This is a genomic window from Micromonospora sp. IBHARD003, from assembly GCF_056106285.1.
In genome coordinates, this window is record NZ_JBWBBX010000001.1 from 5667004 (window position 1) to 5689939 (window position 22936).

Below are 22936 nucleotides of genomic sequence, written 5' to 3' on the forward strand. Positions count from 1 at the left end.
GGCGGAGTCAGGCCAGCAGTCCGGAACTCTTCCACAGCCTGCGGCCCGCACCCCGCAGCACGCCGATGTCGTCCAGGAAGTCCGTGAGCCGCCCGGCGCCCGTCTGCATCACCTCGCGGCGGTGGCCACTGGCCTTGACCTGGGCCACGGCCTCGCGCCGGTCGAGGCCGACGTTCTCGTACACCTTGGGGTTGACGAAGCAGAGGGAGAAGACCCGGGCCGCCTCGCCGCAGCTGATGCGGGTGAGTTCCTGCTCCCAGCGCGGGGCCGTCACCATCTGGCGGCGCAGCTCCTCCCGCGCGTAGCGCACGTGCCGTGCCTCCTCGACGACATGGATGCGGGTCACTCCGCGCACCAGGGGCTGGATGCGCTCGTCGGGGAACGTGAGCCGCTGCATCCAGTCCAGGATCTCCTCGCCGAGCAGGGTCGCCGCGAAGGAACCCGGTGTGGTCGAGACGGTCTTCAGGACACGTGCGAGATTGTGGTAGACCCGCGGCACCTGGTAGGCGGGGGTCCCGCCCTTTTTGATCATCCTCGCGAACATCATCGAGTGCCGGCACTCGTCGGCGATCTCCGTCAGCGCGTACCGCACATGATTGCTGGTCACGGGCTTGTCGTAGATATGCCGCACCAGCAGCTGCATCAGGATGATCTCGAACCAGATGCCCAGTGAGGCGAGCGACGCCGACTCGTGCCGTGCCAGGTCCATCCGCTGCTCTTCCGGCATCCGCTTCCACAGCGGGGTGCCGTACAGGGACACCAGCTCGGGCGGCCAGAACCACTTGCCTTCCTCGAGCGGGGCGTCCCAGTCGAGCTCCTTGTCGGGGTCGAAGGAGTGCTTGGCGGAGGACTCGAGCAGGCGCGCCGCGACCTGTTCGCGGTCCCTGAGCGGGCCGAGGGCATCGCGGAGGAGCGTGAGATCGCGTGGGGTCACCGTCGTCATGGCACTTATGAGACTGCGCGTCAGTAAAGTCGTCAATCCCTTGCGCGGTACTTGTTGACCCGGCGTCTACCAACGTGTGAGCCTGCGGGGAGACGTCAGACAGACCGTCAGACGGATCCACGGACACGTCAGGCGGTCGACGGACTGCGAAGGAGCCGTTCGTGCCGACTCGTGACTTCTACACCCACGCCCCCGACGACACCATCTGGTCCGTTCCCGCCTCGGGTTCCGCCCGTTTCAACTGGGAGTACGACGACGGGCGCGACCGCCTCCTGGCCCTGTACCAGAAGGGCAAGGACAAGCAGTGGGACGGCGCCAAGCGCATCGACTGGCACCTCGAAGTCGACCCGTACGACCCGCTGGGCACCCCCGACGAAGCCCTCAGCCTCTACGGCACCCGCCACTGGTCGAAGATGACCGAGAAGGACAAGGGCGAGCTGCGGCGGAACTACACGGCCTGGCAGTTCAGCCAGTTCCTGCACGGCGAGCAGGGGGCGATGGTCTGCGCGGCGCGGATCGTCGAGTCCGTGCCCGACCTCGACGCCAAGTTCTACTCCGCCACCCAGACCATGGACGAGGCCCGGCACGCGGAGGTCTACGGGCGATTCCTGCACGAGAAGATCGGGATGCTCTACCCGATCAACGACAATCTGCAGGCCCTGCTCGGCGACACGCTCCGCGACTCCCGCTGGGACATGCCGTATCTGGGCATGCAGGTGCTCATCGAGGGGCTGGCGCTGGCCGCGTTCGGCATGATCCGGGACACCACGGACAAGCCGCTGCCCAAGCAGATCCTGGCGTACGTGATGCAGGACGAGGCCCGGCACGTCGCCTTCGGACGGATGGCGCTGCGTGACTACTACCGGCAGCTGACGGACGCGGAGCTGCGCGAGCGCGAGGAGTTCGTCATCGAGGGCTGCTATCTGATGCGGGATCGCATCAGGGGGCTCGAGGTGCTGGAGGACTTCGGCATCCCGCGCAAGGAGGCGGAGGAGTACACCGAGCAGTCCGAATTCCTGCACCTCTTCAGGAAGCTGCTCTTCAGCAGGATCGTGCCGTGCGTCAAGGACATCGGGCTGTGGGGCGAGCGGCTCCAGCGGGCCTACGTCGACATGGGCGTGTTCGAGCTCGGCGACTCCAGCCTCGATCTGCTGATGAGCCAGGACGAGCAGGTCGCGGAGCAGCTCGACAAGGAGCGCTTCGCGGCGGAGGAGTCGGCGAGGGTCGCGGAAGTGGAGCAGGCGATCGCAGAGGGCGCGGACTGACATCCGGGCGCGGCGCGCAGTTGCAGCTGCGCAGCTGCCGACGTGCAGTCGTCAGTCGCTGGTGCCGGATTGCCGGTGCCGCACCCGGTACGGAATTGCGGTGCGCGCCACCGGACGGGCACGGCAGCATGGCGGCCATGACGCATGCCGCCGACCGTGCCGCCGCCCGCCGCAGCATCGAGGGGCTCGCCCTCGGGGACGCCTTCGGAGAACGGTGGTTCCCGCTGTTCAGGGAGCCGCGGCAGGCATACGACGACATCCGCGCCCGGCGCACGCCCCAGGAGCCCGACTGGCACTGGACCGACGACACGGCGATGGCCCTGGCTCTCCTGCGTGTCCTCGACGCGCAGGGAACGGTCGACCAGGACCGTCTGGCGGCCTGCTTCGCCCTCACCTACGACGCGGACCCCGCGCGCGGCTACGGCCACGGCATGCACATGCTGCTGCCCGCACTGCTCGGCACACCGCAGGACTGGCGCGTTCTCGCCCCGCAGCTGTTCGACGGCGGCAGCCTCGGCAACGGCGCGGCGATGCGCGTGGCGCCGCTGGGGGCGTGGTTCTCCGCGGACCTCGACGAGGTGGTCCGTCAGGCGGAGTTGTCCGCCCGGGTGACACACGCCCACCCCGAGGGTGTCGCGGGCGCGATCGCGGTGGCGGTCGCCGCCGCGCTGTCCGTACGCGGAGAACCGGACATCGCGGCCGTGGCCGACCGGACGCCTGCCGGTGCCGTACGGGACGGGCTGTCACGGGCCGCCGCGCTGCCGTTCACCACCGAACCATGGCGCGCGGCCGACCTCCTCGGGAACGGACAGCACATCCGCGCCGACGACACCGTCCCCTTCGCGGTCTGGACCGCTGCCCGTCACCGGGGAGATCTGGTGGCGGCCCTGTGGGCCACCGCCGAGGGGCTCGGGGACGTGGACACCACCTGCGCGATCACGGGCGGGATCGTGGCCGCGGCGACCGGTGTCGACGGCGTGCCGGAGGAGTGGCTGAGGCGCCGGGAGGACGTCCCGGGCCGGCGGTCCTGAACGAGTCCTGAGCGGCTCTCACTCGTTTGGAGGAAGCTCCCAGGACCCTGCTGGGTACGCTGGACACGCCAGGCAGACTCCACCGTATGGGAGCGATCATGAGTGCCGCGCGCGAGTACGGGTTGGACGAGGAGTACGCCTGGCCGCGGCCGCCTGCCGGCGGCTGGACGGCGGACGACCTGGACCGGCTCCCGAATCTCCCTCCGCATACGGAGCTGATCGACGGGAGTCTCGTCCTCGTGAGTCCGCAGACCCGATTCCATTCACGAGCCATCCACTTCCTCGTGTGGACGCTGATGCAACAGGCACCGGACCACCTGGAGGCGATCGGGGAGATGACGGTCAGGCTTGACGAGCGGAACCGGCCCGAGCCCGACATCCTCGTCGTCCCGCTCGACGCGGACACCGGCTCCCGGCAGACCTGGTTCAAGCCCGAGGACGTCGTCCTCGCGGTCGAGGTGGTATCGGACGACTCGGTGGAGCGCGACCGCGAGGTCAAGCCCCGGAAGTACGCCCGTGCGGGCCTCCCGCACTTCTGGCGGGTCGAGGAGAACGAGGGACTGCCCGTCGTGTACGTCTACGAGCTCGATCCCGCGTCGGCGACGTACGGGCTGACCGGCATCCACCACAAGCAGCTCAGGCTCGATCTCCCGTTCCCGATCGACATCGACCTGACCGCCATCAACAGGTAAGGGCTGTCCCGCATGGGTCGGGGACGCGGCTGCCGGAATCTGCCCGTCAAAGAGCGGGTCCTACGCACCGGTGGCGCCGTGGATCAAGCCACACCAACACCGGCCCACGAGGCGCGCGTCCCCCTCAACCCCCGCCCCCCTTCAGCGCCGCCAGGATCACCGTCCGTGCGATCGGTGCCGCGTCGCCGCCCCCGCTGATCTCGTCCCGCTTCGCCTCCGCGTCCTCGACGACCACCGCGAGCGCCACCGCCGGCCGGATCGCGTCGCGTTTCTGGGCCCAGGCGATGAACCAGGCATATGGCATACCGCTGTTGGCGACGCCGTGCTGCGCCGTGCCGGTCTTGCCGCCCACCCGCACCCCGCGGACCGCGGCGCGCCGGCCGCCTCCCTTCTCGACCGCATCGATCATCATCCGCTGGAGCAGTTGCGCCGTGATCGGGTTCATCGGCCGCCGGTAGGTGCGGGGGAGCGCCGCCCGGACCGTGTCGCCGTCGTGGGTCGTGATGCGGTCCACCAGATACGGGTACGCCAGCTCCCCGCCGTTGGCGACGGCCGCCGCGACCATCGCCATCTGCAGCGGAGTCGCCGCCGTGTCGAACTGGCCGATGGAGGACAGCGCGAGTTGGTCCGCGCTCATGTGCCGGTCGAAGACGGACACGGCGACCCTGGCGGGAATTCTCAGCCGGGCGTCGTTGAAGCCGAACTCCCGCGCCGTCTCCAGCATCCCCCTCAGTCCCACCCTCACCCCGAGGTGCGCCAGCACGGTGTTGCAGGAGAACCGGATCGCGTACGACAGCGATGCCCGGTCACACCGGGGCACCCGGTTCGGGAGCCGGGTGCGCGTGCCCGGCAGGATGTAGGGATCGCGGGCGTCCGTGGGGGCGTCCGGATCGGTGACGACCCGGGCCTCCAGGGCCGCCGCGGCCGTCACGATCTTGAAGGCCGAACCGGGTGGATAGGTCTGCCGGATGGCCCGGTTGAGCATCGGACGGGTGGCCGCGGCATTGAGCCGGGTCCATGCGGCGGTGACCGCGGCGCTGTTGCCGGACAGCAGCCCGGGATCGTAGGAGGGGCTGCTGACCAGCGCGAGAATCCTGCCGGTCGACGGCTCGAGCGCGGCGACCGCCCCGCGCCGTCCGGCAAGTGCCTTGTACGCGGCCTGCTGCAGCGACGCCCTGATGGTGGTGACGACCCTGCCGCCGGGCTGCCGGGAGCGGGTGAGGTCGTTCCACAGGGGGAGCGGGGCGAGCAGGGGGTCCGTCCCGGCCAGGGCGCCGTCCTCGGTGTGCTCCAGCAGGGTGGTGCCGTACAGCTGCGAGGAGTAGCCGGTGACGGGCGCGTACAGCGGGCCGTTGGAGTAGGTGCGTTCGTAGCGCAGCTGCTGCCGGGTGTCCTTGCTGCCGGTGACCGGCCGCGACCCGACGACGATGTCGCCGCGCGGGGCGGCGTAACGGGCGATGAGGGGGCGGCGGTCGGCCGGGTTCCCGCGGAGTTCGCCGGACTGGATCACCTGGACCCGTACGGCGTTCACCAGCAGCGCGGACAGCAGGACCAGGCACAGGACCGCGGCGCGCCGGATGTAGCGGGTCATCGCCCGTCCCCCGGAGCCACGGTCAGCGCGGGCGGTGTGACGGGGCCGGTGTCCTCCGCGTCGGGCAGCGGGGCCCGGGCCGAGTCGCTGACACGGATGAGCAGCGCCACGATGATCCAGTTGGTGACGACGGACGAACCGCCCTGGGCGAGGAACGGCATGGCCATCCCGGTGAGCGGGATCAGCCCGGTCACTCCGCCGGCGATGACGAAGACCTGGACGGCGATGATCGAGGCGAGGCCGATGGCGACGAGCCGGCCGAAGGGGTCGCGCAGGGCGAGGCCCGCGCGGTAGCCGCGGGCCACCAGCAGCCCGTAGAGCAGGATCAGCGCGCTGAAGCCGATCAGCCCGAGTTCCTCGCCCGCGGTCGCCAGGATGAAGTCGGACTTGGCGGCGAAGCCGATCAGGATCGAGTGTCCGGCGCCGAGTCCGGTGCCCTGCATCCCGCCCGCCGCGAAGGAGAACAGCGACTGGGCGAGCTGGCCCGCCCCCAGGCCCACCTCGGCGGAGGCGAACGGCGCCAGCCAGTCCTGGACCCGGCTGTGCACATGTGGCTCGAAGACGCCGACCGCGAAGGCGCCGACACCGGCCAGCAGCAGCCCCACCGCGATCCAGCCGGTGCGTCCGGTGGCGACGTAGAGCATGATCACGAAGAGTCCGAAGAACAGCAGGGAGGTGCCGAGGTCCCGTTCGAGCACCAGCACCAGGACGCTGAGCAGCCAGATGGTGACGATCGGACCCAGTACCCGGCCGGTGGGGAACTGCAGTTTCCAGATACGGCGACCGGTGTAGGCGAGCGCATGGCGGTTGGCGGCCAGATACGCGGCGAAGAAGACCGCGAGCAGGATCTTGGCGAACTCCCCTGGCTGGAAGGAGAGTCCGCCGATCCTGATCCAGATCCGGGCCCCGTTCACGGCGGGGAAGAAGATCGGCACGACCATCAGGACCAGGGCGCAGGCCACCGAGACGTACGCGTAACGCTGCAGCACCCGGTGGTCGCGCAGCACGACGACCGCGGCGATGAACAGGGCGACCCCCAGGGTGGACCAGACGAGCTGGGCGGGCGCGCCGCGGTTGCCGGGGGTCTCCAGATCCAGCCGGTAGATCAGCACCAGCCCGAGACCGTTGAGGAGTACCGCGATCGGGAGCAGCAGCGGGTCCGCGAACGGCGCCCGGAACCGCACGGCGAGATGGGCCAGCAGCGCGAGCAGCCCGAGGCCCGCCCCATAGGCGGCGGCGTCGGGCGGGACGGCTCCGCTGCGGGTGAGGCCGACGGCGACGTAGCCGTAGACGGAGATGAGGACGGCGCTGACGAGGAGCGAGAGCTCGACCCCGCGCCGTTTCGGCAGACGAAGTGCGGGCGGGGGAGCGTCCGCTGCCGTTGCGGTCATGCCCCGCAACGTAGCAAGCAGGGGAGTTATGCCCGCTTATCTGTGGACTCAGGCGTGCCGTCGGCAGTCTCCGGCCGTTCGGTGACGCCGTCCTCCGGATCCGCGAACTCGGGCAGGCCAAGCCGGGCGACCGCGCCGCCGTCCGGAGCGTTGGAGAACTCCAGCGTCGCGCCGATCACCGCGGCCTGCCCGAGGGCGATGGTGAGCCCGAGGCCGTGGCCCTTGCCGCCGGACTCGGTGCGGAACCGCTGGGGGCCGTGCTCCAGCAGGTACTGCGGATATCCGGCGCCGTGGTCCCGCACCGACACCACCGGTCCGTCGACCGACACCACGACCGGCCGGGCGCCGTGGCTGTGGGCGTTGGCGATCAGATTGCCGAGCACCCGCTCGAGCCGTCGCTTGTCGGTCTCCACCCGCACCGGGCTGTGGGTCCTCAGCTCGGTCTCGCAGCCCGTGCTGCGAGCGGCCCGTACGACCCGCTCGGTGAGCGAGGCGAGTTCATGGATGTCGAGGTCGACTGTCTCGTCGCCCGCGTCCAGCCGGGAGATCTCCAGCAGGTCCTCGGTCAGTGCGCGCATGGTCCGCACCCGGTCCTGGACGAGCTCGGACGGACGGCCGGGCGGCAGCAGTTCGGCCGCGGCCGACAGTCCCGTCAGCGGGGTACGCAGTTCGTGGGCCACGTCGGCGGTGAAGCGCTGCTCGTTGAGCAGCTTCTCCTGCAGGGTGGAGGCCATGGTGTCGAGGGCCTCGGAGACCGTGGCGACCTCGTCCTCGGGGTGGGAGCGGTTCCTGGTGCGCGGGTCGTTGACCCGGGCGTCCAGGTCGCCCGCGCTGATCCGCCGCGCGACCTGCGCGGTCAGATGGAGCCGTCGGGTCACCCGGGTCACCGCGAACGCGCCCACGAGCACCGTCGCCCCGATCGCCAGCACCGAGGAGCCGAGGATGGCGCGGTCGAGGTTGCTGATCGTGTCCGCGCTGAGCGAGTAGTCGACACGGACCGCGATCGCCCGTCCGTCGGCCGGGCCGGCGGCCCACATGGTGGGGCGGCCGTCGAAGTCGGAGACGAGCGTGCCGCGCCTGCCGGAGGCCGCGAGTTCGCGCAGCCGGGGCGGCAGACCCGGCGGGTCCACGGCACCGAATCCGCTGAGCGGTTCTCCCGCCTCGTACTCGTGCGTCACTTCCTCGAGCCGGATGAGAGCCTTCTCGCGGGCCTGCTCGACGGTCTCGCGGGTCACGGACACATGCACCAGCGCGCCGAGCAGCGCCGCGAGGGCGCAGCACATCACGGTGATGAACAGCGCGGACTTCCACGCCAGCGTCGCCGTCCAGGCGGGGAGCCGCAGCCGCGGCCCCGGCTGCGGCCGGGCCCGGCGCGGACCGGTGCGGGAGGTCCGCCCGCGGGGGACCTCCGTGCGGGGGGCGGTCATCGGGTGGCCTCCGGCTCCGGGGTTTCCGAGGGGGGCGCGGTGGGCTTGACCCGGATGATCTCGTCACGCGTGGGCAGGACCGCCTGCTGCCGGTCGTCCCAGGACCATGCGGTGCGGTACTCGTACCCGGGGATTCCGGCGGACACGGCCCGGGTGATCAGGTCGCGGCCTGCGACCTGTACGCGGACGATCGCGTCCGAGTAGGTCATGACCCGCGTCAGCGCGCCGTTCTCGTCCGGCTTGTAGACGCGCATGGCGGTCTGCTGCCCCGGCATGCTGATGGCGACGATCAGCTCGTCCTTCCCGTCGCCCGTGAGGTCGCGGTAGTACGGCCGGCGCAGGGGGCAGTGCTCCGGCTGTGTGGTGCACCGGCGGATCTGGTCGGCGGTCTGCTGGTACAGCCCGTCGGCGCCGGTGATCTGATCGGGGTGAGCGGCCACGTCGGCCTGTACGACCTTGACCGGGCTCACGGCCCGGACATCGCCGTTGGGCGCCTTGATGCCGGGGATGCGGGCGGTGTCGCTCTCCCCGTAGTCGACGGGGGGAGCCGAGATGCTGGGGAGCCCGGGCCACAGTTCCACGGGCCCGGCGGCGGTCGGGGTCGCCCCCGCGCTCTCCAGGCCGCCCGCGTCGCCGCAGCCGGTCAGCAGCGCCACGCCGGCCGAGGCCAGGAGGGCTGCACCGGCGAAGGTGCGGGACGGTCTCACGGAAGGGGCTCCTCGCTGATGCTGCGGCGACGCCGTCTTCCGCGTCAGAAGGGGCTCGGGCCGGTCGGTCTTTCCGACAACAGTATGCGGAGGCACGCAGGTGCCGAGAAGATCGAGGTTATCTGTCTGCTATTGCAGTGAATCGTCTGTTATGTAACAGCGTTCCATCCGTGTCACAGGTGTCCCTCGGTCAGGGCACCGGGGAGCCGGCGGACACGCAACGACGACCGGGTGCCGCTGAGCGGCGGGTTCGAGTGAACCGGCGGCAGGCCGGCGGACCGCCGGTCGGCCCGGTGCCGTCGCCCCAGTCCCCGGGCCGGCCCCACTCAGGCGTGGCCCGCCAGAGCCCGCCTGCACAGCGACAGCAGCCGCTCGTCCTGCTCGATGTCATGGGAGCCGGAACCGCCGTCGAGGACGTTGTGGCGGCGCGGCCGGCTGAGCTCGGCGCGCAGCAGGGGCACGGCGGGTGAGGCCGCCGGGCCCATCTCGGTGAGGCACTCGGCGACCTCCACACGCCCGTAGCGGTTCTCCTCCCAGGCGGCGACGAGCAAGGGGAGGGTGTCGCGGGTCTCGCCCGTGACGCGCCACAGGGCGATGGCCGCGTCCATACGGAGCCAGCGTTCCCGTGAGGTGAGCAGTTCGCGCAGCGCGGGTGCCGCCGCTGCGGCGCGCGGGCCGAGGAAGCCCAGTGCGACCGCCGCTGAGCGGCGCTCGTCCGGGCCGTCTGCCGCGAGGAGCTCCCGCAGCAGGGGCAGCACCGCATCGGCGTCGCCCGAGATCGCCCAGAGCGCCCGCGCCGCGGCCGTGGCCACCGACGAGTTCGGGCTGCCCAGCAGTGCGCGCAGCTCCGGCGCGGCCGGCAGCGCCGCAGGTCCGAAGGCCGTCAGCGTCCGCAGGGCGGCCTCCGTCACCCACTCGCCGCCCCCGGCCGGCCCGGCCCGCAGCACCCTGAGCACTTCGGGCAGTGCCTCGGCCGCGCGCAGCGCCCCCAGGGCGGGCAGCAGCGGGCCCGCCCGGTCGAACAGCGTCTCGTCGAGCTCCACCTCGGCGAGACGGCGGCGCAGCAGCGGAGCGAGCGGCGCCGCCGCGGCCCCGAGGTAGGGCACCGCGAAGGCCGCCTCACGCGGCAGCTCGGGCTCCTCCAGTGCCGCGGCCAGTGCCGGCAGCACGCGCGGATCTCCGAGCCGGGCCAGCGCGATCAGCGCGCGGTCGTCCCGTGCCGCCACGTCCGCGCCGGTACGGCCGCCGCCGTGCGCGAGACTCGCGGCGAGGGCGTCCGCAGCGGGCAGCGCCAGCCCGAACAGGCTCTCCAGGAGGCTCGCCGCGGCGGCCCGCAGCCGGGGCTCGGGATCGCCGAGCTGGGCCCCGATGCAGCGCACCAGCTCGTCGTAGGGCCCCCGCCAGGTGCGGATCAGCCCATGGCACATCCATACGGCGTCCGTGCGCTGCGCCGGATCGCCACTGGTCAGCCGCCCCACGAGCAGGGCGATCCGTTCGTCGACCCGGTCGCCCAGGGCCGAATAGAGCGTGCGCAGCAGATCGTCGGCCCCGCTGCCCATCTCGGAGCCCCCGGGCCCGCCCGCCTCCCGTAGCAGGGCGGTCGCCGTGGCTGCGACATCGGGCGGCAGGCTCCCGGGCGCGCACCGGGCCAGCTGGGCCAGCGCGCCGAGTCGCAGGCCCGCCCCACGGGACGGAGCCAGCAGCCCGGTCAGCCATTGCACCGCCTCCGTGCGCAGCTCCGCATGCCGCAGGGCGATCCGCCCCACCGCCTCGACCAGCGCCAGCCGGACCTCCGCATCCGGTTCGGCGTCCAGCCGCTCCCGTAACAGCGTCAGTACGCGCGCGGGCGCATCGTGCAGCAACGCCAGTGCGCACGGCACGGTGAGCCGCACCCCGGGGTCGTCGTCCGCGACCAGCCCGACGAACACCTCCGCCCCCGCGGCCACCGCGGCGGCGGCCATCGCGTAGTTCGCCGCCTCCTCGAACTCCTCGGCGTCCGGATCGGGTTCGTCGTCCCCGTCGAGCTCGATGCCGCCGATGCTCGTCAGCAGTTCCACGACGGCACCGCGGTCCTTTACGTCCGGGCTGGCGGCGAGCTCGAGCAGGAACGGGATGCAGGCCAGAGTCGAGTCGTAGACGTCGCCCTGGTGGTGCACCGCCGAGTACATCCCGTCCAGGGCGGCCTCCCGCTCCACCGGATCCGGCGACGCAAGGCCGCGCAGCAGGCCGGGGACGTCGTCCGCCGGACCGTACGCATGCCCGAGCGACGCCCAGTCGACCTCGTCGATCCCCGTGAACACGCCGTTGCCTCCCGCATACCAGGTGTCTGGGGAGAGTGTGCACCAAGGCACCCGCTACGAGGACTTCGAAAACCGGCACGCTGTCACGGCCGCCGTTCACCCGGCCCGGCCCTCGTCCCGTCACGCTTGACTGCCCAGATCGTCCCTGATGCGCAGGACGGTCACCACGGTGTGCCGGGTCGTCCCCTGCTCCACCTCGGCGGTGAGCCCCGGCGCCACCCCCTCGTACGGCACCTCGCCCACCCCGATCGCCATCGCCACCCCCTCGGCCGCCCCCGTCTCGTGGCCCGCGAGGGCGACGGCCGCGCGGGTGCGCAGCGCGGGTGGCAGCGGGCTGGACACGACGGGGGTGTCGTCGTCCGGCAGGACGAGCACCAGGGCGGCGGGCCGGCCGTGGGGACCGGTGAAACCGACCACGGCCGCGTCCCGGACGTCCGTGTGCCGCAGCTTGCGCCAGTCCCTTGCGCCCGCCCGGTACGGCCCGGTGAGCCGCTTGATCACCAGCCCTTCGATCCCGCTGGCGGTGAGGGTCTCGTACCAGGTCGCCGCGAGTTCCGGGTCGGTGGTCATCGGCACGGGCTGGAGCGGTGGTCCGAGCGGTTCGAGCACGTCGACCAGCCGCCGGCGGCGCTGCGCGTAAGGCGCGGAGCGCAGATCCTCGCCGTCCGCGGCGAGGAGATCGAAGGCGGCGTACGAGGCGGGTAGCCGGCGCGCGAGGAGCCTCGCCCGGGCGGCGGTGGCGGCGGCACGCCGCTGTACGGCCGCGAAGTCGATCCGCCCCCCGGTCCAGATCACCGCCTCACCGTCCAGGACCGTGCCGTCCGGCAGGGCTCGCGCGGCCTCCGCCAGGTCCGGGAAGGCCGCGGTGACGATCCGTCCGGAACGGGACTGGAGTTCTGCTTTCCCGGCGCCCATCGCGAAGACCAGGATGCGATGGCCGTCGAACTTCGGTTCGTAGGCCAGGCCCTCACCGCGCGGCAGCCTCGCCACGGATTCGGCGAGCGCCACCTTCAGCGGCGGGCGCAGAACGCCCGTCATGCGGGTGCTCACGGCAGACTGCCCGTGTGTTCCGGGTCGAAGAGCGGCGCCAGCAGATCCCCGTGCCGTTCGAGCCGTCCCGCGATGTCGGCGAGCCGGAACACCAGTTCCTCGGGGGAGCCGCACTCCTCGATCTCGTCCCAGGTGACGGGCGCGGACACGGTGGGCTCGGGCCTGGCGCGCAGGGTGTAGGGCGTCGCGGTGGTCTTGGCGGCGGCGTTCTGGCTGTGGTCGACGAAGACCTTCCCGGGCCGCAGCGCGCGGGTCATCCGGTGCACCACCAGGCCCCCGAGCTCCGCCTCGGCCTCGACGGCCAGGGCCTTCGCGTAGGCCGACACGTCCGGTGACGGGGTCGGCTCCAGCGGCACCAGCAGATGCAGCCCCTTGGATCCCGAGGTCTTCGCGTATGCGTCCAGGCCGTCCGCGGCGAGCCGCGCGCGCAGCCACAGGGCCACCGCGCAGCACTCCACGACGGTGGCCGGGGCGCCGGGGTCGAGGTCGAAGACCATCCGGTCGGCCCTGGCCGGTTCATCCGCCCGCCACTGCGGAGTGTGGAATTCCACCACCAGGTTCGCCGCCCAGATCAGCGAGGGCAGATCGTCCACGACGACCTGTTCGCCGCTCTCGCGTGAGGAGCGCGGTACTTCGGCGACACGTACCCAGGAAGGGGTGCCGGGGGGCGGGTTCTTGGTGAAGAACAGCTGGCCATCGGGCCCGTCGGGGTAGCGGAGGAACGACAGCGGGCGGCCCCGAAGATGGGCGAGGAGGGGGTCGGCGGTCACGGCGTAGTAGTGCAGCACCTCGCCCTTGGTGGTCCCGGTCGCGGGATAGAGGACCTTCTCCAGGTTGCTGAGCGTCAGGCGCCGCCCCTCCACCTCGGTGATGGGCGTCATACGATGAGAATCCCATGAATCCTCCTCAATATCGGATGAAAGGGATGACACGTGCGATCCATCTGGAACGGCGCGATCTCCTTCGGGCTGGTCAGCATCCCGATCAAGCTCGTGAACGCCACCGAGAGCCGCTCGGTCTCCTTCCGGCAGATCCACACCGCCGACGGGGGCCGGATCCGCTACCGCAAGGTCTGCGAGCTGGACGACGAGGAGATCCCGACCGCGGAGATCGGCAAGGCGTACGAGGACGCGGACGGGACGATGATCCCGATCACGGACGAGGACCTGGCGTCGCTGCCGCTGCCGACCGCTAAGACCATCGAGATCGTCGCCTTCGTGCCGGCGGCGGAGATCGACCCGCTGCAGATGGACACGGCGTACTACCTCTCGGCGAACGGGGTGCCCGCGGCCAAGCCGTACACCCTGCTGCGTGAGGCGCTCAAACGGAGCAAGAAGGTGGCGGTGGCGAAATTCGCCCTCAGGGGGCGGGAGCGGCTCGGGATGCTGCGTGTCGTCGGCGATGTGATCGCCATGCACGGGCTGCTCTGGCCGGACGAGATCCGGCAGCCCGAGGGGGTGGCGCCGGAGACCGAGGTCACGGTCCGCGACGCCGAACTCGATCTCGCCAACGCCCTGATGGACACCCTCGGCGAGGTCGACCTCGACTCGCTGCACGACGACTACCGGGCGGCCGTCGAGGAGCTGATCGCCGCCAAGGCGGAGGGCGTCGAGCTCGAGCCGGAGCGTGAGCCGGCGGCCGGGGGCGGCAAGGTGATCGACCTGATGGCCGCGCTCGAGAGCAGTGTCCGGGCGGCGAAGGAGGCGCGCGGCGACGTGGTGGGGGAGGCGGAGGAGCAGGCCGGGGAGGTCGCCGAGCTGAAGCCCCGAAAGCGCGCGCCGGCATCCGCGTCGAAGTCGGCCAAGGCCGCGCCCAAGGAGACGGGTGCGAAGAAGTCCATGGCGACGACGAAGAAGGCGGCCACGTCCCGGGCCGCGAAGTCGACCGCCGCGAAGTCGGGGACGGGCAAGACCGCCACGGGGAAGACGGCCGCGTCGAAGTCGGCCGCGAAGTCGGCGTCGAAGTCGGCGGAGGGCGGCGCAGCGGCCAAGAAGGCCACGGCCAAGAAGGCGGCGCCCCGCAAGAGGGCCTCCGCCTGAGGCGCCGCGGGTGGCTCCGCGTGACCGGTGGGCCCGTATACACGGGGCGGCACGCCCTTGCCGCGTGCGGCGTAGGGCTCCGCGGACGCGCCCGTCCGCGCGGCGGGTGCCCGCGGCAGCCGCCGGTCAGTCCCTGCGCAGCAGCGTGTCCAGCACCGACGTCAGGTAGTCGGACCGCTCTCCGTCCGCCGGGAGCGTCTGCGGGGCCGCGTGGGCGAGTTGTGTGTGGCCCAGATAGCTCGTGTACGCCAGCAGTCCGCGGCGGCGGGCCTCCGCGGCGGGGAAGCCGAGCTCCTCGAAGAGCGCGGCCACATAGGACACCCGGCGTTCGGTCACCCGGCGCAGCGCCGGAGCGACGTGGGGGTGGTCGGCAGTGGCCAGGAGCGAGACCTCGAGGGGGTCCTCCGCGGCCGCGGCCGTCGCCCCGGCGAACAGCAGCCGCAGCCGCTTCTCCGCGTCCGGCTCGTGTTCGACCGCCGTGATGATCTCGTCCGTGCAGAGCTCTTCCCAGCGTGCCAGCGCAGCCTCGATCAGTGCCTCGCGATTGGCGAAGTGCCAGTAGAAGCTGCCCTTGGTGGTGCCGAGCCGGGCCGCCAGCGGTTCCACCGCGACCGCGGCGAGGCCGCGTTCGCCGATCGCCGTCAGCGCCGCGTCGGCCCAGTCCTGGGCGGTGAGTCGAGCCATGGCAACACCATACGGTATCGTATGGAAAAACATACGCTGCCGTATGGAGGTGTCCCGTGCGCACGGTACGGAACGTCCATGAACGATTCGTCGAAGCCCCCGCAGAGGTGGTGGGCGCCCTGATGGACCGTCTGTCGGCCCACGACGACCCGCTGTTCCCGGTACCCGCCTGGCCCCCGATGCGCTTCGACCGGCCCCTCGGTGTCGGTGCCGACGGCGGGCACGGCTTCGTGCGCTACCGGGTCACCGCGTACGAGCCCGGCCGCAGCGCCCGCTTCGACTTCGCCCCGCCGGGCAACGGCCACCACCGCGTCGACATCGAGGCCATCGGCCCGGACCGCTGCCGTGTCGTCCACGTCCTCGAGCAGCGGCAGAACGTCAGGGACGGACTGCTGTGGTCGCTGGTCATCCGTCCCCTGCACGACGTCGTCCTCGAAGAGCTCCTCGACAACGCCGAGCGCGCCGCCACCGGCTCCCTCGGCCGCCGCCCCGCCCGCTGGTCGCCCTGGGTCCGGCTGATGCACCGTCTCCTCTGGGACCGGCCGAAGCCGGTGGACGTGCCCGACGGCGCCCGTCTCGCCCGCACCGCCTTCGACCGCGCGGACTTCCTCGACGCCTGGCAGCTGCCCCTGGAGCCCGGTATGGAGCGCGATCCGCAGGCCTGGCGGGGCGTACTGCCGTTCCCGCTCAGGGCGGCCGGGATCGACGAACTGCTGCTCGGCGAGGACGCGTCCCACCTCGACTTCCGTGCCTCGCTGCACATCGGCGACAGCCATGTGACGCTCACGACCGTGGTACGGACCCACAATCGCGTGGGGCGGCTCTACTTCGGGCTGGTCCGCCACCTCCACCCCCTCATGGCCAGGACGATGCTGCGCCGCACGCACCGCGCGCTCGCCCTCGCGGCTCCTTCGGCCGCCGAGCGCTGGACCGGGCAGCCGCGTCCGGCGGGCCGGGACGGGGGCGGCTCGATCCGCACGGAGTGACCGGAGGTCTCCGGTCACTCACGAAGGACGGCGCATCGGCCCCCTTCTGCTCCAACGCGCACGGGGCGCCCGGGGAGCCGCTCGCTCGAAGCACCCACTCACCGGCGAACGGCCGCCCCCCGGGGGAACGGCCGCCCCCGGGGGAACGGCCGCACGCACGCTCCGGGGCCGGCGGGGCGGAACCTCCCGGCTCCGCCCACGGCCCCGGGTCACAGCCCGCAGGACGGATCGTCCGCGGGTGTGCTGAAGAGGTCCGCGCCGTAAAGGTCCTCCAGCCAGTTGGCCTGGTAGATGGTGTCGAGGTAGCGCTCGCCGAGGTCGGGGGCGATCGCCACCGCCGTGATGCCGGGCACCTGGTGCTGGTCCAGCCAGCCCATGGCCCCGCTGACCACCGTGCCGGTGGAGCCGCCGAACAGGAACCCGTGTCTGGCCAGGCGATGGCAGGCCCGGATGGTGTCCACCTCCTCGACGCGGATGACCTCGTCCACAAAGGACTCGTCGAGGAGCGGCGGACGCATGCTCATGCCCAGACCGGGGATCATGCGGCGTCCCGGGGGGCCGCCGAAGGCGACCGAGCCGACGCTGTCCAGCGCGACGATGCGCACCGGGCGGTGCCACTCCCGGAAGTAGCGGGCGCAGCCCATCAGGGTGCCGGTCGTTCCCGCCCCGATGAACAGCACGTCCAGCTGCGGGAAGTTCCGGGCGATCTCCGGCGCGGTCGTACGGTAGTGGGCCTTCCAGTTGCTCGGATTGGTGTACTGGCTCAGCCATACGTACCGGGGGTCGGAGGCGCACAGCGCGCGGACGTAGTCGATCCGTGCCCCGAGGAAGCCTCCGTTGGCCTCCTGTCCGGCGATGACGTGAACCTGGCTGCCCAGGGCCTCCATCATCAGCCTGGTGGACAGGTTGCAGCGGGAGTCGGTCACACACAGGAACTGGTAACCCTTGCTCGCCGCGATCATGCTCAGGGCGACACCCAGGTTTCCGGACGACGACTCGACGATGATCGATTCCGAGGTGAGAATTCCGTCCTTTTCTGCGGTCTCCACCATTTCGATGGCGGCTTTCAGCTTGATCGAGCCAGCGAAGTTGAAACCCTCGCACTTCAGGAAGAGCGAATGCCCGAAGATCGACTGGAGGTCGACGTAGAGCTCGTCCTCGTTGAAGGCGTAGGGATCGGATATGACTGGCACGATGGCCTCCTCATCTGCAGCAGAGCACTTGCGGAATGTCCATCCGGCGGTGGGCGGCGGGTCGGGTCTCGTGCGTCTCAGTGAGGCCCTGTGTCCGACCGGGCCGGGCGGGGGAGCCCTGCGTCAGCGGCCGCGGCGTCATAAGCGCCGATCTGCGGCGACTTGACCGGTGATCTCTCCTGGGAGCAGTCCCTGTGTCGACCTCCTCGTCGTCGGGTTGTGCTCATCCGTACCTGCGCCGTTCGTGGAAGAAGTCGTCGATGACGTGGAGCTGCCCGGCGCTGGCGGTCTCGTCGTAGACGTACTTGCCGACGGCGAGGTCGAGGACGCCGAGGCCGAACGGCGAGAAGATCACGGTCCGGTCGGTGGGCATCTGTACGCGGTGGCTGAGGACGTCCTCGAGGGTGCCGGTGAGGAAGTCACGGTTGCCGGTGAGCTGTTCGACCAGATGCGGTGACGTGTCTGCCTTCAGACAGTGCTCGACGTCGTCGACGATGTTGGCGCCCTCCAGCAGGATCTCGGGGGCGAGGTCGCGCAGCGAGACATGGAGGACGAGCGGGTGGTGGCCGAACCAGGCGGGTTCGGTGACATGGGGCGTGGCGGCGATGGTGGCGAAGACGATCAGGTCGCTGCCGCGGATGAGGTCTTCGGCGTTGTCATGGACGGTGATGCGTCCGGGGGTGCCGTTCTGCTCGAGGTAGGTGCGGAAGCCGGCGGCGCTCTCGGCGGACAGGTCGTGGACGCTCGTCTCGTCGAAGGTCCAGCCGGTGGCGCCGAGGTAGGTGTGGATGTAGCGGGCGATCAGCCCGGTGCCGAAGAACCCGATGCGGGTGGGCCGGGTGGTGTGGCGGGTGAGGTGGTCCGCGGCCAGGGCCGCGGATGCGGCGGTGCGGGTGGCGCTGATGATGGAGCTTTCCAGGCAGGCGATGGGGTAGCCGGTGGTGTGGTCGTTGAGGATCAGGACGGCGGAGGCCCGGGGGATTCCGGCAGCGACGTTCTGCGGGAAGCTGGAGATCCACTTGAGACCGTCGACGCCGTCGGACCCGCCGATGGAGGCGGGGAGGGCGATGATCCGGGCGGTGGGCCGGTCGGGGAAGCGCAGGAAGTAGGAGGGCGGGTTGACCGTCCGTCCGGCGCCGTGCAGCCGGTAGGTGGCCTCGACCAGCTCGACGATCTGCTTCTCGTGGCCGGTGAGGATCTGCTGGACCTGTGCGCCGGGGATCACCGCGAACGGCGGTACCTCGGGCACCGGCGCCGCTGCGGCGGCCGGGGTGGCGGATGCGGTGGGGGACGGGGTGGTCATCGGGCGCTTCCCTCCGCGGTGGCGGGGCTGTCGGTGGCGTGGCGGGGCTCGGCCATCGCGACCAGGACGGTGCGGTCGCCTTCGTAGGCTTCCCGGCTGTGGGCCGTGCGGACGTTGTCGACGAGCATCAGGTCACCGTTCTGCCAGGGCTCTCGGCGGGTGTGGGTCTCGTAGACGCTGTTGAGCAGGGCGACGGTGTCCTGGTCGATCGGGTCGCCGTTCCCGTGACAGGTGTTGAACGGCAGGCCCTCGTGTCCGTAGATGTCGATGAGGTACTCGCGGACCTCGGGGACGAGGGTGAACTCGTTGAGGAAGGCGACCTGGTTGAACCAGCAGCGCCGACCGCTGGCGGGGTGGGTGGTGACGGCCTGGCGGTGCTGCCGGGTCCGCAGACCGCCGTCGTCCTGCCAGGCGAACTCGATCGCGTTGGCCCGGCAGTAGTCCTCGATGGCGGCGCGGTCCTCGGTGCCGAAGGCCTCGGCCAGCGTGGCGCCGATCTCGTCGTTGTAGCTGCGGGTGAGCAGCCAGCCTTCTCGGGTGAAGCGGTCCACCAGGCCGGCGGGCAGCGCGTCCAGGACGTGCGCGGCGTCGGCGACGGCGGTCGCTCCGCCGGACGCGGGCGCCTGCAGGCAGGCGAACAGCATCAGCGTCGGGTAGGCGTGGGTGTAGCTGAGCTCGTGGTGCATGCACATCGGCTGGTTCGCCGGCCAGGTCGCGGAGGTGTAGATCCCCTCGCCCGCGACCTCGCGCGCGGCGAAGGCCTCCCTCTCGGTCATCAGCGCCGGCGCCAGGGCCCGGAAGACCGCCTGCGCCTGTGCGGGATCGCGCAGGCCCAGACCGCGCACGAGGACCGAACCGTGCTCGGCGACCACCGCCAGCAGGGCGTCACGGTGTCCGTCCGCCCACGCGGCGGCATCCCCGGCGGGAATCTCGACCCGCAGCAGTGGCGGCTTGCCCGCAGGCACCTCCACCTCGAACAGCGACGCGGGGGGTGAGGACGACATCTCGCATTCCTTTCGGTTCGGTCGCGGCTCAGGAAGCCGGCCATTCGGCGGCGTGCAGAACGGCCTTGGCCGCCTCGGTGGGACGGGTGCGCAGGAAGTAGTGGCCGCCGTCGGGGAGTTCGTGCAGCTCGACGCGCTCGGCCAGCAGTTGCCAGTCGAGATGCGCCTCGGCGGCCCCCGCCGTATGGGGATCGTCGGCGGCGACGATCACCGTGACGGGCGCGGACAGCTTCACGGCCGGCGGGGAGTCCAGGGCATCGGCGAAATAGCGGTGCGCGCCGACACAGTCGTGCCGGTAGGCGGCACCGACCCGCTCGGCGTGCCGTGGACCGAGCTCGCCGAGCTCCGCGAGGCCCGTGTAGCCGCTGTCCGTGCTCAGACCGGCGGCGATCTCGGCATCGCTGCGCGCGCTCAGCTCGTCGGCCGCGGCGCGCCGCCCGGCGGCATCACCGGGCAACTGCGCGCCGAGGAACACCCGCTGGACGTTCACGCCGCGATCCTGAAGCCTCCTGGCCGTCTCCAGCGCCGGGGCGGCGCCCGAGGAGTGGCCCCACAGCAGCACCCTGGTCAGGCCCCGCCGACCGATCTCCTCGACGACCTGCTCGACCAGCTGCGCCAGCGGCGTGAACGGCTCGCTGTCCCCGGCCGGGTCATGCCCGGGCGCCTCGACTGCGTAGACCGCGGGCCCGCTGCCCTGCATCGCCTTCGCCATCGGCTGGAAGTTCACCGCGTTGCCTCCGGCGTACGGGAAGCACACCAGGGCCGCGGACTGCTCGCCTTCCGGCCCGGACAGCTTCTGCAGCAGCTCGGAGCGCGGTGCCGACCTGGTGTCGATGAGGGTGGCGAGGTCGGTGAGGACGGGGTGGGCGGTGATGTCTTTGAGGGTGATGGTGCGGTCGAGGGCGATGGCGAGTTTGACGGCGGTGAGGGAGGTGCCGCCGCGGTCGAAGAAGTGGTCGTGGCGGGTGATGTGGTGGGTGGGGAGGCCGAGGGTTGCGGCGTAGGCGGTGGCGAGGCGTTGTTCGGTGGGGGTGGTGGGGGGTTCGGTGGTGGTGGTCGTGGTGGTCGTGGTGGGGGTGGTTTGGGTGGCTTGTTTGGTGAGGGTTTTCTTGTCGATTTTGCTGTTGGGGGTGAGGGGGAGGTGGTCGCGGTGGTGGTAGGTGGTGGGGACCATGTAGGGGGGGAGGGTGGTGGTGAGGTGGTCGGTGAGTTGGTCGGTGGGGAGGGGGGTGTGGGAGGTGTAGAAGGCGGTGAGTTGGGGGCCGGTGGTGGGGTGTTCGGTGACGATGACGGCGGCGTCGCGGATGCCGGGGAGTTTGAGGAGGGTGTTTTCGATCTCGCCGATTTCGATGCGGAATCCGCGGATTTTGACTTGGGTGTCTTTGCGGCCGAGGAATTCGAGTTTGCCGTTGGGGTGCCAGCGGCCGCGGTCGCCGCTGCGGTAGAGGCGGGCGCCGGGGCGGTGGGGGTCGGTGCCGAAGGCGGCGCGGGTGCGTTCGGGGTCGTTGATGTAGCCGCGTCCGACGCAGGTTCCGGAGAAGGCGATTTCGCCGGGGGCGCCGAGGGGGACGGGGGTGAGGTGTTCGTCGACGACGTAGACGTGGACGTTGGGGATGGGGGGGCCGAGCAGGACGCGCTCGGGTGGGGTGTGCATGAGTTCGTGGTTGGTGTCGTCGCTGGTTTCGGTGAGTCCGTAGGCGTTGAGGAGGCCGATGGCGGGTTGGGTGGTGAACCAGCGTTGGGCGAGTTCGGGTTTGAGGGCTTCGCCGGTGACGGAGACGTAGTGCAGGTCGGGTAGGGGGTGGGGGTGGCGTTCGAGGTGGGTGAGGACGGCTTCGAGGTAGGAGGGGACGAGTTGGGCGACGTTGACGCGGTGGTGGGCGAGGGTGTCGACGAAGCGGGGGACGTCCAGGATGGTTTCCTGGTCGATGAGTTGGGTTTTTCCGCCGGTCAGGAGGGCGGCGAGGAGTTGCCACAGGGAGATGTCGAAGCACTGGGGTGCGGTCTGGGCGACGGTGGTGGCGTTGTCGATGTGGAGGTCGTCGATTTTGGCGTGGAGGTGGTTGAGCATGCCGGCGTGTTCGCACATGGCGCCCTTGGGTTCGCCGGTGGAGCCGGAGGTGAAGTAGATGTAGGCGAGCTGGTTGGGTGCCACCGTGGTGCCCGGGTTGTCACTGGGGTGGTGCTCGGCCAGGGCATCGTCGATCAGCAGCCGCTCAACAGCAGAAGCAGAAGCAGCAGCAGTAGTGCCGGTGTCGGTGGTGGTGAGGGCGTGGTCGAGGTGGGTGGTGGCGCCCGGTTCGGTCAGTACCAGGCGGCAGCCGGCCCGGTTGAGGGTGGTGCGGATCCGTTCGGGCGGGAAGTGCGGTTCGATGGGCAGATACACCCCGCCGGCCTTGAAGATCGCCAGGACCGCCGCCGGCCAGTTCAGGCTGCGTTCGGTGACCACCGCGACGACCTGCTCGGGCCGAAGGCCCCGTTCCAGCAACGCCCCGGCCAGCCGGTTCGCCCGCGCGTTCAGCTCCCCGTAGGTCAGCGACCGTGTGCCACAGGCCACCGCCACCGCGTCCGGGTGCTCGCGCACCCGCTCCTCGAACAACTCGTGTGCGCGTACCTGCGGCAACGCCCGCTCGGGCCCGGCCAGCCCCTCCAGCTGGAACCGCAGCTCCCGCTGCGACAGCAACCCCTGACCGGTGTGCCCGGCATCCACATCCGCACACAACAACCCCAGCGCCGCCACGTGATACCCCGCGACCCGCCCCGCCGCCTCACCATCCATCACCTCGGTGCGATACGCCACCCGCACCACCAACCCCCCACCACGACGGGCGCATCCCACGTACAGGACCGTGTCCCCGTCCGGCGTGCCGTCGGCGCCGTAGGGATCGAGTACCGCCTCGAACAGCGGCCCTGACAGATCCAGTTCGCGCTGGACCGTGTCGAAGGGGACGTCCCGGTGCTCCCGCACCTGCGCGACGGCCCGGTCGGCGCCGTGCACCAGCGCCCGCCAGGACGCCGGCCCCACATCCAGCCGGCACGGCAGCGGCCGGTCGCCCTCCGCCGTGACACAACCGGCCACGACCTCCTGCTCACCGGACAACGCGGCCAGCACCTTCCCGTGCGCCGCCAGCAGCAGCGACTCCACCGGAACCGCCAGCTCCCGCGCCAGACCCGGCAGCACCGCCGCGACATCGTCGGGGACCACGGCCTCGCACTCACCCACGCCCGGCACCGGATCCGGCGCCCACCGCGGGACTGTGGCGAACCCGCCGTCGGCCAGCACACCGCGCCAGAAGTCGTCGGCGCTGTCCATGCGCATTCCCATCGGAG

At 71.3% G+C, this 22936-nt stretch carries 18 protein-coding genes; 5 read left to right on the forward strand and 13 right to left on the reverse strand.

Features of this window, described 5'->3' with window-relative positions; all coding sequences use genetic code 11:
- Window positions 1–7 precede the first annotated feature (7 nt).
- Window positions 8–943, reverse strand: coding sequence for an AurF N-oxygenase family protein (locus tag ACTWOL_RS25250; protein WP_474299067.1), 936 nt, complete (start codon window positions 941–943; stop codon window positions 8–10).
- Between the two features lie 161 nt (window positions 944–1104).
- On the opposite strand from ACTWOL_RS25250, the gene ACTWOL_RS25255 reads away from it, so the two are divergent.
- The 3 genes from ACTWOL_RS25255 (at window position 1105) to ACTWOL_RS25265 (ending at window position 3931) form a co-directional block, all read left to right on the forward strand.
- The gene (locus ACTWOL_RS25255) at window positions 1105–2208 is read left to right on the forward strand and encodes a ferritin-like domain-containing protein (protein ID WP_474299068.1); all 1104 of its coding nucleotides are present in this window, start codon (window positions 1105–1107) and stop codon (window positions 2206–2208) included.
- 137 nt (window positions 2209–2345) lie between these two features.
- Complete coding sequence (locus ACTWOL_RS25260) at window positions 2346–3239, forward strand: ADP-ribosylglycohydrolase family protein (RefSeq protein WP_474299069.1); 894 nt, start codon at window positions 2346–2348, stop codon at window positions 3237–3239.
- An 86-nt stretch (window positions 3240–3325) separates the two neighbouring features.
- A complete protein-coding gene (locus ACTWOL_RS25265) occupies window positions 3326–3931 on the forward strand; it encodes a Uma2 family endonuclease (protein ID WP_474299070.1) in 606 nt (201 codons plus the stop codon).
- Window positions 3932–4055: 124 nt separating this feature from the next.
- On the opposite strand, the gene ACTWOL_RS25270 is transcribed toward ACTWOL_RS25265, so the two are convergent.
- From ACTWOL_RS25270 to ligD, 7 genes are all read right to left on the reverse strand, one after another.
- The gene (locus tag ACTWOL_RS25270; protein ID WP_474299071.1) at window positions 4056–5522 is read right to left on the reverse strand and encodes a penicillin-binding transpeptidase domain-containing protein; all 1467 of its coding nucleotides are present in this window, start codon (window positions 5520–5522) and stop codon (window positions 4056–4058) included.
- A complete protein-coding gene (locus tag ACTWOL_RS25275) occupies window positions 5519–6913 on the reverse strand; it encodes an FtsW/RodA/SpoVE family cell cycle protein (RefSeq protein WP_474299072.1) in 1395 nt (464 codons plus the stop codon). Before ACTWOL_RS25275 ends, ACTWOL_RS25270 begins: the two co-directional genes overlap by 4 nt.
- A gap of 26 nt (window positions 6914–6939) precedes the next feature.
- Window positions 6940–8340, reverse strand: a complete 1401-nt coding sequence (locus ACTWOL_RS25280; RefSeq protein WP_474299073.1) for a histidine kinase dimerization/phospho-acceptor domain-containing protein — start codon at window positions 8338–8340, stop codon at window positions 6940–6942.
- Window positions 8337–9047 (reverse strand): hypothetical protein, encoded by a 711-nt coding sequence (locus ACTWOL_RS25285; protein WP_474299074.1) that lies wholly within the window; start codon window positions 9045–9047, stop codon window positions 8337–8339. Before ACTWOL_RS25285 ends, ACTWOL_RS25280 begins: the two co-directional genes overlap by 4 nt.
- A gap of 326 nt (window positions 9048–9373) precedes the next feature.
- Window positions 9374–11347 (reverse strand): HEAT repeat domain-containing protein, encoded by a 1974-nt coding sequence (locus ACTWOL_RS25290; protein ID WP_474299075.1) that lies wholly within the window; start codon window positions 11345–11347, stop codon window positions 9374–9376.
- 120 nt (window positions 11348–11467) lie between these two features.
- Window positions 11468–12397, reverse strand: a complete 930-nt coding sequence (locus ACTWOL_RS25295) for an ATP-dependent DNA ligase (RefSeq protein WP_474299076.1) — start codon at window positions 12395–12397, stop codon at window positions 11468–11470.
- Window positions 12394–13278: a non-homologous end-joining DNA ligase gene (gene ligD, locus ACTWOL_RS25300; protein ID WP_474299077.1), complete on the reverse strand. Its 885-nt coding sequence runs from the start codon at window positions 13276–13278 to the stop codon at window positions 12394–12396. The genes ACTWOL_RS25295 and ligD overlap by 4 nt, the downstream gene beginning before the upstream one ends.
- A gap of 51 nt (window positions 13279–13329) precedes the next feature.
- Between ligD and ku the strand changes: the two genes are divergently transcribed.
- Window positions 13330–14436, forward strand: a complete 1107-nt coding sequence (gene ku / locus ACTWOL_RS25305) for a non-homologous end joining protein Ku (RefSeq protein WP_474299078.1) — start codon at window positions 13330–13332, stop codon at window positions 14434–14436.
- A 126-nt stretch (window positions 14437–14562) separates the two neighbouring features.
- Here ku and ACTWOL_RS25310 read toward each other — a convergent pair whose 3' ends face one another.
- Complete coding sequence (locus tag ACTWOL_RS25310; RefSeq protein ID WP_474299079.1) at window positions 14563–15120, reverse strand: TetR/AcrR family transcriptional regulator; 558 nt, start codon at window positions 15118–15120, stop codon at window positions 14563–14565.
- A 56-nt stretch (window positions 15121–15176) separates the two neighbouring features.
- Here ACTWOL_RS25310 and ACTWOL_RS25315 point away from each other — a divergent pair, with 56 nt between their 5' ends.
- Window positions 15177–16106 carry a DUF2867 domain-containing protein gene (locus ACTWOL_RS25315; protein ID WP_474299080.1) on the forward strand — a complete coding sequence of 310 codons (930 nt, stop codon included), beginning with the start codon at window positions 15177–15179 and terminating at the stop codon, window positions 16104–16106.
- A 209-nt stretch (window positions 16107–16315) separates the two neighbouring features.
- On the opposite strand, the gene sbnA is transcribed toward ACTWOL_RS25315, so the two are convergent.
- From sbnA to ACTWOL_RS25335, 4 genes are all read right to left on the reverse strand, one after another.
- Window positions 16316–17299, reverse strand: coding sequence for a 2,3-diaminopropionate biosynthesis protein SbnA (gene sbnA / locus ACTWOL_RS25320; RefSeq protein WP_474299081.1), 984 nt, complete (start codon window positions 17297–17299; stop codon window positions 16316–16318).
- A 223-nt stretch (window positions 17300–17522) separates the two neighbouring features.
- Window positions 17523–18602 (reverse strand): 2,3-diaminopropionate biosynthesis protein SbnB, encoded by a 1080-nt coding sequence (gene sbnB / locus ACTWOL_RS25325; RefSeq protein WP_474299082.1) that lies wholly within the window; start codon window positions 18600–18602, stop codon window positions 17523–17525.
- Window positions 18599–19606: a TauD/TfdA family dioxygenase gene (locus tag ACTWOL_RS25330; RefSeq protein WP_474299083.1), complete on the reverse strand. Its 1008-nt coding sequence runs from the start codon at window positions 19604–19606 to the stop codon at window positions 18599–18601. Before ACTWOL_RS25330 ends, sbnB begins: the two co-directional genes overlap by 4 nt.
- Before the next feature lie 28 nt (window positions 19607–19634).
- The gene (locus tag ACTWOL_RS25335; protein ID WP_474299084.1) at window positions 19635–22919 is read right to left on the reverse strand and encodes a non-ribosomal peptide synthetase; all 3285 of its coding nucleotides are present in this window, start codon (window positions 22917–22919) and stop codon (window positions 19635–19637) included.
- Window positions 22920–22936 lie beyond the last annotated feature (17 nt).